The sequence below is a fragment of the Candidatus Tiamatella incendiivivens genome (assembly GCA_015522635.1).
Classification (GTDB): domain Archaea; phylum Thermoproteota; class Thermoprotei_A; order Sulfolobales; family Acidilobaceae; genus Tiamatella; species Tiamatella incendiivivens.
The window spans coordinates 1-7,665 of sequence record WALW01000017.1; the positions used below are offsets into that span (position 1 = coordinate 1).

At 44.1% G+C, this 7,665-nt stretch carries 7 protein-coding genes; 4 read left to right on the forward strand and 3 right to left on the reverse strand.

Going from position 1 to position 7,665, the window contains the following annotated elements; translation table 11 throughout:
- The coding region (gene thrC / locus F7B60_03265) for a threonine synthase (protein MCE4614531.1) at nucleotides 1-824 on the forward strand (824 nt) is incomplete at its 5' end.
- Here thrC and asd read toward each other — a convergent pair.
- Genes asd through F7B60_03280 form a run of 3 tightly spaced genes read right to left on the reverse strand, consistent with a single transcriptional unit; the run spans nucleotide 816 to nucleotide 3,932 of the window.
- Nucleotides 816-1,871, reverse strand: a complete 1,056-nt coding sequence (gene asd, locus F7B60_03270) for an aspartate-semialdehyde dehydrogenase (protein ID MCE4614532.1) — start codon at nucleotides 1,869-1,871, stop codon at nucleotides 816-818. The two genes, thrC and asd, sit on opposite strands and share 9 nt — an antisense overlap.
- A 2-nt stretch (nucleotides 1,872-1,873) precedes the next feature.
- Nucleotides 1,874-2,968, reverse strand: a complete 1,095-nt coding sequence (locus F7B60_03275) for a hypothetical protein (GenBank protein ID MCE4614533.1) — start codon at nucleotides 2,966-2,968, stop codon at nucleotides 1,874-1,876.
- Entirely contained in the window at nucleotides 2,955-3,932 is a 978-nt protein-coding gene (locus tag F7B60_03280; GenBank protein ID MCE4614534.1) for a homoserine kinase, read from the reverse strand. The genes F7B60_03275 and F7B60_03280 overlap by 14 nt, the downstream gene beginning before the upstream one ends.
- A gap of 406 nt (nucleotides 3,933-4,338) precedes the next feature.
- Here F7B60_03280 and F7B60_03285 point away from each other — a divergent pair, with 406 nt between their 5' ends.
- The 3 genes from F7B60_03285 to F7B60_03295 are packed head-to-tail and all read left to right on the forward strand — an operon-like array spanning nucleotide 4,339 to nucleotide 7,127.
- A complete protein-coding gene (locus F7B60_03285; protein MCE4614535.1) occupies nucleotides 4,339-5,043 on the forward strand; it encodes an ARMT1-like domain-containing protein in 705 nt (234 codons plus the stop codon).
- Nucleotides 5,044-6,045, forward strand: coding sequence for a hydroxyacid dehydrogenase (locus F7B60_03290; protein ID MCE4614536.1), 1,002 nt, complete (start codon nucleotides 5,044-5,046; stop codon nucleotides 6,043-6,045).
- Nucleotides 6,042-7,127 carry an aminotransferase class V-fold PLP-dependent enzyme gene (locus F7B60_03295; protein ID MCE4614537.1) on the forward strand — a complete coding sequence of 362 codons (1,086 nt, stop codon included), beginning with the start codon at nucleotides 6,042-6,044 and terminating at the stop codon, nucleotides 7,125-7,127. The genes F7B60_03290 and F7B60_03295 overlap by 4 nt, the downstream gene beginning before the upstream one ends.
- Nucleotides 7,128-7,665: the final 538 nt, after the last annotated feature.

Genomic DNA, 7,665 nt, shown 5'->3' on the forward strand with positions numbered 1-7,665 from the left:
GGAATACATCATCCTCTATGGCAGCTTACGCTGCTAGGGCTGGGTTAAAGGCAGTTATAGTATTGCCAGAAGGCAAAGTCGCTAAAGGCAAGGTTTCCCAGGCCATTCTTCACGGAGCAACTATTATTAACGTCAGAGGAAACTTTGATCTAGCCCTCAGCGTAGTTAGGGAAATAGGTAGAAAAGGCATTGCATATGTTATGAATTCAGTCAATCCCTGGAGGCTAGAAGGGCAAAAGACTGTTGGGTTCGAAATCGTTGAAGAGATAGGTATTCCTGACTGGATTGTTTTACCGGTAGGCAACGCGGGTAACATATCTGCACTATGGAAAGGATTAAAAGAGCTCGCGGAGGCCGGCTTAATCGATAAACTGCCGAGAATAGCTGGAATACAGGCTTTAGGCGCCTCTCCACTAGCACAGGCGTTCAAAAACAATCGTAAGACCCCGGAATTCATAGATAATCCAGAGACTATTGCATCCGCTATTAGAATAGGAAAACCTGTTAGCTGGAAGAGAGCTATGAAGGCCGTTGAAGAATCTGGAGGTGTATTCGAATCTGTTACTGACCGCGAGATCCTTGAGGCTCAGAAAAACCTGGCTAGAAAAGAGGGACTTGGGGTTGAGCCAGCTAGTGCTGCGGCATATGCTGGAGCAATGAAGCTTGTAGAGACCAGTATAATCGATAAAGATGACAAGATTGCAATAATTGCTACGGGGCATGCGCTAAAGGATCCTGACATAGCTGGTTCCCACGAGGTTGTGAAATATTCTGCTGACCCAGAAAGTATAGAAAGAATAATCCTGAATATAACTTCAAAGTAGACCCTTGTAATATAAGAGCTCCGCTATCAGGACAGCTGTTCCACCAGCCCCTCTGACAGTATTGTGCCCCAATGCAATATACTTAAGCCATCCGGTATCCTCATCTATTCTAAGCCTCCCAACGGAAACACTCATCCCGTTCCCATGATACACGTCTAGCCTGGGCTGAGGCCTCTCCTCGTCCTCAAATATGATAACAGGCTTCTCCGGTGCTGTCGGCAGGTTATAACCAGCTATCCCGTTACCCGGATACCTGGCTAGCACTTCCTTTACAAGACTCGGATCGGCTCCCTCTATAGTATTAACAAACACGGACATTACATGTCCATCAATTACAGGTACTCTATGCGTACTCGCAGCCACTTCCATCATAGCTGGTCTAACAGAATTCCCAACCAGGTCTCCGAGAATTTTCTTAGACTCTAATCTCACTTTCTCCTCCTCACCACTAATCCATGGTATAACATTGTTAGCAATCTTCACTGCAGGTAGACCGCTGAATCCCGCGCCTGAAATGGCTTGCATAGTAGAAACCGTAACGCTCTGTATTCCAAGTGAATCCATTATAGGTTTAAGTGTCAGTGTAAGTATGGCAGTAGTGCAATTAGGCACTTTTACCATATATCCCTTCCAACCTCTTCGCTTTTGATTCCTGATAAGGCTTATATGATCAGCGTTTACCTCCGGGTTAATGAGGGGGATATCTTCTTCGAGCCTCAATGGGCTAGCGTTGCTAACTACGTTAAAGCCCTCTTGCAGCATCCTAGGCTCTATTTCTCTGGCGACCTGAGAAGGTATTGCTGATATAACGAGTTTTACTCCGAGCCTACGCATTGTCTCAATGCTGTAACCTTGAACCTTTCTTTCACCCATATCCATGGGCATTAACCAGTCTATCGCCCAATCCACAGCTTCAGCATAATTCTTGCCCTTCTTTTCGTAACTAAGGGTTATGGGAATAGGCTCAAACCATGGATGATTCCATAAGAGACTCATAACCCTCTGTCCCACGAGGCCTGATGCTCCCAGTACACCTACACTAATCATGTTCAATCACCTAATACAAGCTGGTCGTGGAGGAGTTTAACTAATTCTAGGATCCTATCTCCCGAAGCCTCGATCAACACTGCTGGCTTCGGGCATAATGACCTAATACTAGGATTATATTCACGGCTCCCACAAAAGATCCTGTTGATATGGCTGAATGTCTTGTAGTTGCAAACGCCTCCCCCTACTAATGCAATGCTTCCTTTGTTACCGTTCGACTTAGCAGCTACTAGTTTAACTTTTCCAATGCCATTAGCTTTTCTCTCTAGTTTGGTATTGAATTCATTCCAGAAGCCTACCAAGGCTGTTATTTCCGTGTCTGCAAGTGCTTCAAATGTTTTGGGATGAATTCTCTTGGCTCCATGTCGAGAGGCTATTAATCCCTCTTCAAAGCTCATGCTCCTGACTATTACTGGGTTATCTACGATAGACGGATCAGCACTGTATATCCCTGGGACATCAGTGGCAAAGTATACCTTATCAGCTCCAATTAGTACAGCGAGAGAAGCAGCAGTGTAATCCGATCCTCCCCTTCCAAGTGTGACCGTCCTATTATCGTTCAAACCAGCTATATATCCTTCAATCACCGGAACCCTACCATCTCTAATTTCCTTCTTTAAGAGACCTACGGCCTGGCGCGTCGACCTATAATCTATTGAGACGTCTCCTCCACTATAGGCTGCCTTTACTATTTTTCTCGCATCAAATAACACGGCTTCAGCGCCCAACGAGTTCAACACATAGCCCATCAAGATCTTGCTTAGAGTCTCACCCATGGATATAATATATTCCTTCTCCCACCTAGAGATAGGCCTGTCTTTAATTCCCTCAGACACTATGTTCAAATACTCTACTATCTCAGAATAGGGTACTCCAAGGTTCATCGCGGCATCCAAATACCTGTCGATCACCCTCACTGCCGCATCATAATCACCGTCTACAGCCATGAAGAGGTCGTCTGTGACCGATTTCATAGCAGACACCACAACTATAGGCTTCACACCGTTGTCCATGAAACCATCCATAATTGCCTCAGCCGCGCTGACATAGTCTTCCGGTGACCTCAACACGGATCCGCCTACCTTAACTACCGCCATCAAGGACAACAACCCCCTCTAAATCCGGCCTGGATATCACAGGGAATGACTCGATGTTCTCGTCCCTAAGGATGTCATGTAGAGTTAGAACTATCCTCTCTGCCTCCTCTCTAACATTGTGAACCAGAAAAACAGATGGCCCAGCTCCACTAATGTTGAATCCCAGTGCTCCACAGTTAAGCGCTTTACTCTTGAGTTGATCATAGAAGGGTATCATTTTCTTCCTAAACGGCTCTGCAACCACGTCTCTGGTGATCGCTTTACCTAATGTTACCGGATCACCCATCATAGCAGAAGCGATTAATGACGCCAATGCTGATGACTGATAAACATGGTATCCCAGGTCTAGGCGCCTGGGTATTACTTTTCTCGCATACTCAGTTTTCCGCAACCCATTAATCCTCATTACAAGGATGCCAAGCCATATCGGAGGGGGAGTTATCTTTAGTATGTCAAGACCTGACGGGTAGCCTACTAATACAAGTCCTCCAAGTAACGAGGCCGCTATGTTATCATAGTGCCTCGCCGATGAAGCAGCGAACTCTCCCTCAGCAGCGGCTTCCAGAACCTCATTATACCTTGGTTTATTGGAGAACACCCGGAAAAGGCCCATTGCGACTCCAGCTGAAGAAGCTCCTGAGCTTCCCAGTCCAGCCGATACAGGGACCCCTTTTCGCACGTTAATCTTCAAACCCATAGAATCCCCACAGTATTTGGCTTGGAAGTATTTTGCAACGTGATACGCTACGTTCTCACTACCGTTCGGGGCTCCCTCTGCAGTAACATTTATTGAATTATCATCGGTTACCTCTATTCTTATTATATCAAAGAACTTGTTTACAGCCAGCCCAAGGATATCGAATCCCGGGCCCAGGTTAGCTATGGATGCAGGAGATTTAATGAGGATCCCCCGGTGGAGGGGTCTTCTGCAATCTATATCGTTTGGCGCACAGCCACCACCCATTGGTTTTGTTGTTGGAATACTTGTTTAGAATAAAATGGAAATATAAGCTTAACCCATTAATATTACACTTAAACTTCGGTATCACCTAAAGTAAACTAAAATCCATGGATTCTTAGCAAAAGAAGATCCATATACGTATAAAACCGATGATTATGATCTCTATCATATACACTTCAATACTTTATCCCACTATAAACCCCACCTATTACAGTGGGAAAATTTATAAACAAGCATAAAGGTAGGGGGAAACCTGATACGTGGAGGTGGATGACTTGGACTCGGATGGCTCCTCGACCCAGAGGAATGCCTTAAATGCTACTATAACGGTAGAACTAAGCTAGGCATACCTAAACAAGTCCTTGATAAAATACTCACCGTAAATACTGGTTCTAGAACCAAAATCTTCGTGGAATCCTACGCCCACGCTATAAAAGGTAGAGATCCTTTCTATAAATTAAAACAATCTCTAAACGAATATGCATTCAAGTTAACAGAGAATCTCAACAGAAAACTCCAGCAATCAAGTACACTAGAGATCCTGAAGACAATAGCATTAGCTAACAGTGTAGATGTCTGGATGCCGGGAAAGAATATATCCTCCCTAAGAATGAATGGAAACGCCTATGTAGACGAGGCTCTCGCATTCGAAGTTAATGAGTCACCGGATATTCTCTATATACTCGATAACTCCGGTGAAGCAGTAATAGACACGCTAGCCGCTCTAATCCTAGCAGACCATGGTATTCAGGTAACACTAGTAGAGAGAACAGAGCCTTATGAGCTTGACGTGACAATAGACGAGGAAAGAGAAATACTGTCTACAGTATCCAAGTTGCTAGGTTACAGCACGAGGAGGATACGGCTTCTAGAGACAGGGTCAAGATACCCTGCACCTATCGCCGAGTATAATACGGTAGAGGTTAGAGACGGGATCGAAGAAGCTAGCATGATAATCTCAAAGGGTATAGGCAACTTCGAAGCATTTAGAGAGAAATGCCCTTCAAACCCGTCAAAAATAGCCATAGCTCTCAGGGCTAAATGCAATCCTGTTTCACGTTACTTCCAAGTCCCACGGGATACAGCAGTAGTTTCCAGAATGAGGTGCCGGTAAATGCATAGAATCCTAGTCGCAAGCAACCTACACCCTATTCTAAGAGAGAGACTAGAAGAACACGGTTATACCGTCACAGTGAAAACCGATCTCAAAGATGGAGAACTAAAGAAGATAGCTGGGTTTCACGACGTGTTAGTTGTTAGAAGCAAGCCTCTAGTAACGAGGGATGTAATTGAGGAGGCAGCAAGAGGGAATTTAAAATTGATAGTGAGGGCAGGCGTAGGCCTCGACAATATAGACCTAGAGGCAGCTAGAGAGTATGGAGTAAAAGTGGAGAATACCCCTGAAGCCTCGACGCAAAGCGTGGTGGAGCTAGCGATAGGTCTAATGTATAGCTTAGCGAGGAATATTCCCCAGGCAAACAGGGAAGTAAAGAGTGGATTATGGAGTAAATCTAGTGGAATAGAACTCTCTGGCAAAACACTTCTAGTCATAGGTCTGGGAAGAATAGGTGGAAAACTAGCGGAAACAGGGAAACACCTGGGTCTTAGGGTGGTAGCACACGATCTACCTGGCTTGAAGCAGAGAGCTGGAAATCTAGGTGTAGAATTTGAGGAGGATCTATGTAAGGCGTTGGGTAAAGCGGACATAATATCAATACATGTCCCACTAACACGGCAAACCAGGCATATGATAAACAAAGAAACAGTAAAATGTATCAAACCCGGAGCTCTACTCATCAACACTTCTAGGGGAGAGGTAATCGATTCAAAAACACTTCTAGAAGCCCTAGAAAAACGCGTAATTCAAGCAGCAGCACTAGATGTGATGGAAAACGAGCCGCCTAAAACAATATACGAGAAGAAACTAGTAGATCATCCCAAGGTAATAATAACCCCCCACATAGGCGCCTCAACAAAGGAAGCACAGAAAAGAGTAGCCGAAACGGCGGCAGCCAAGATAATCCATTTTCTAAACCAAACGAAACAGCCTCTAAGCCATCTGCATATGAAGCAGGATAACAAGGCTTATAGAGTTACAGAGGTGTGGAACCCTTGAATAAACCAAAACTTCTCACACCAGGTCCCGTAGAAGTCGGGGACAAAGTACTATATGCTCAAGCCCAGAAGATGATAAGCCATCGTGGGAGGCTATTCCAACAAGTCTACAGTGAGACAACAGGTATGCTAGAGGAAATGTCCAATGCTGAGGAAGCATTAATCTACGCCGGCTCAGGTACTACTGCAGTAGACGCTATGATTTGGAGCCTAATTGAACCAGGATCAAATGTTCTCGTTATTGTAACAGGGGAATTTGGAAGAAGGCTCGAGGCAACGATAAGGGCTAGAGGCGTGGAGGTAATGAAACTGGAGTCCAATCCCGGAGAACCGGTGGAACCCTACTTAATTCAAGACGCTATAGACAAATATAAACCGGATTACCTAGCAATAGTCCATAACGAAACCAGCACCGGCCTAGCCTACAGGAACCTGGAGAAAATAGCGCAATACGCCTCGGAAGCTGGGGCAAAAACCCTGGTAGACACTGTCTCAGGGTTCCCCGCGGAGAAGCTGGAGTTAAATAAAACAGGAATATTCGCTGCAGCTACATGCAGCCACAAAGCCTTAGCAGCACCTCCAGGTCTGGCAATAAATCTCCTCTCAAGGGAAGCAGTAAAATACCTAGAGAAGACTGATCCCCCTGGAATCCCACCGAGCATCAACTTATACAAGAACCATAAATTCTATCTTGAAAGAAGAGAAACACCCTACACTCCTCCAGTAACACTAATCCAAGCTCTACAGACAAGTCTTACTGAAATAATGAAGAAAGAAATGAATAAGTTTCGAGTCGAACATGAGGAAAGAGCAAGCATTCTATACGGAAAACTCCCTGAACTAGGATTCAGAACACTAGTGTCAAAAAAGGAGTATAGAAGCAATACTGTAACAGCATTCTATACCCCAGAAAATGTCGGTGCAAAACAAATAGCCACATACCTTCTAGAGAAAGGATACAATATCTCAACAGGAATAGGAAAGCTCAAGGATAACGTGGTTAGAATAGGGATAATGGGACATATCACACGAGAAGATCTATATGCCATTCTAAGAGAACTAGAATCAGTAACGCACACATAGAAAAAGCATCTCAGAATCTATAAGAGAAGAAAACACATCACAATCACAGATGGAGTATACCAAGTCCGTGTATATACATAATAAAACCATATTTCACAAAAACCATATTCTTTATGAAATTCCATTTCTAATGGACTTATCAAGCTCTTCGAGTTGCTTTAATGCTCTGAATAATATCTCCTGGCTATATTTCGATATGTTCAACAGTATCATCATCCTTTAAAACCTGAGATACATGTAGATCTTCTCAGCCTCCCTCCAAGGTATCGATGGGAAACAGTTGTTTTGGCGGGCTCGCGTGAATTTGAACCAGCCAGACCCTTTGCCATGCGAGAAATTAATAATACGTGGAATTCCGGATTACCAATGTATAACGAAATTCAAACTAGATATATAGAATGTATTTTGATATGCTTAGTGTAGTCTTTATTTGTACGCACGTTCTCTAGTGCCTATATAATGCACTATGATAGTTTTTGAACTCCAATCTACTGTATACACAACCCGTACGTCTCCTATACGAATCCTAAAAGTATCA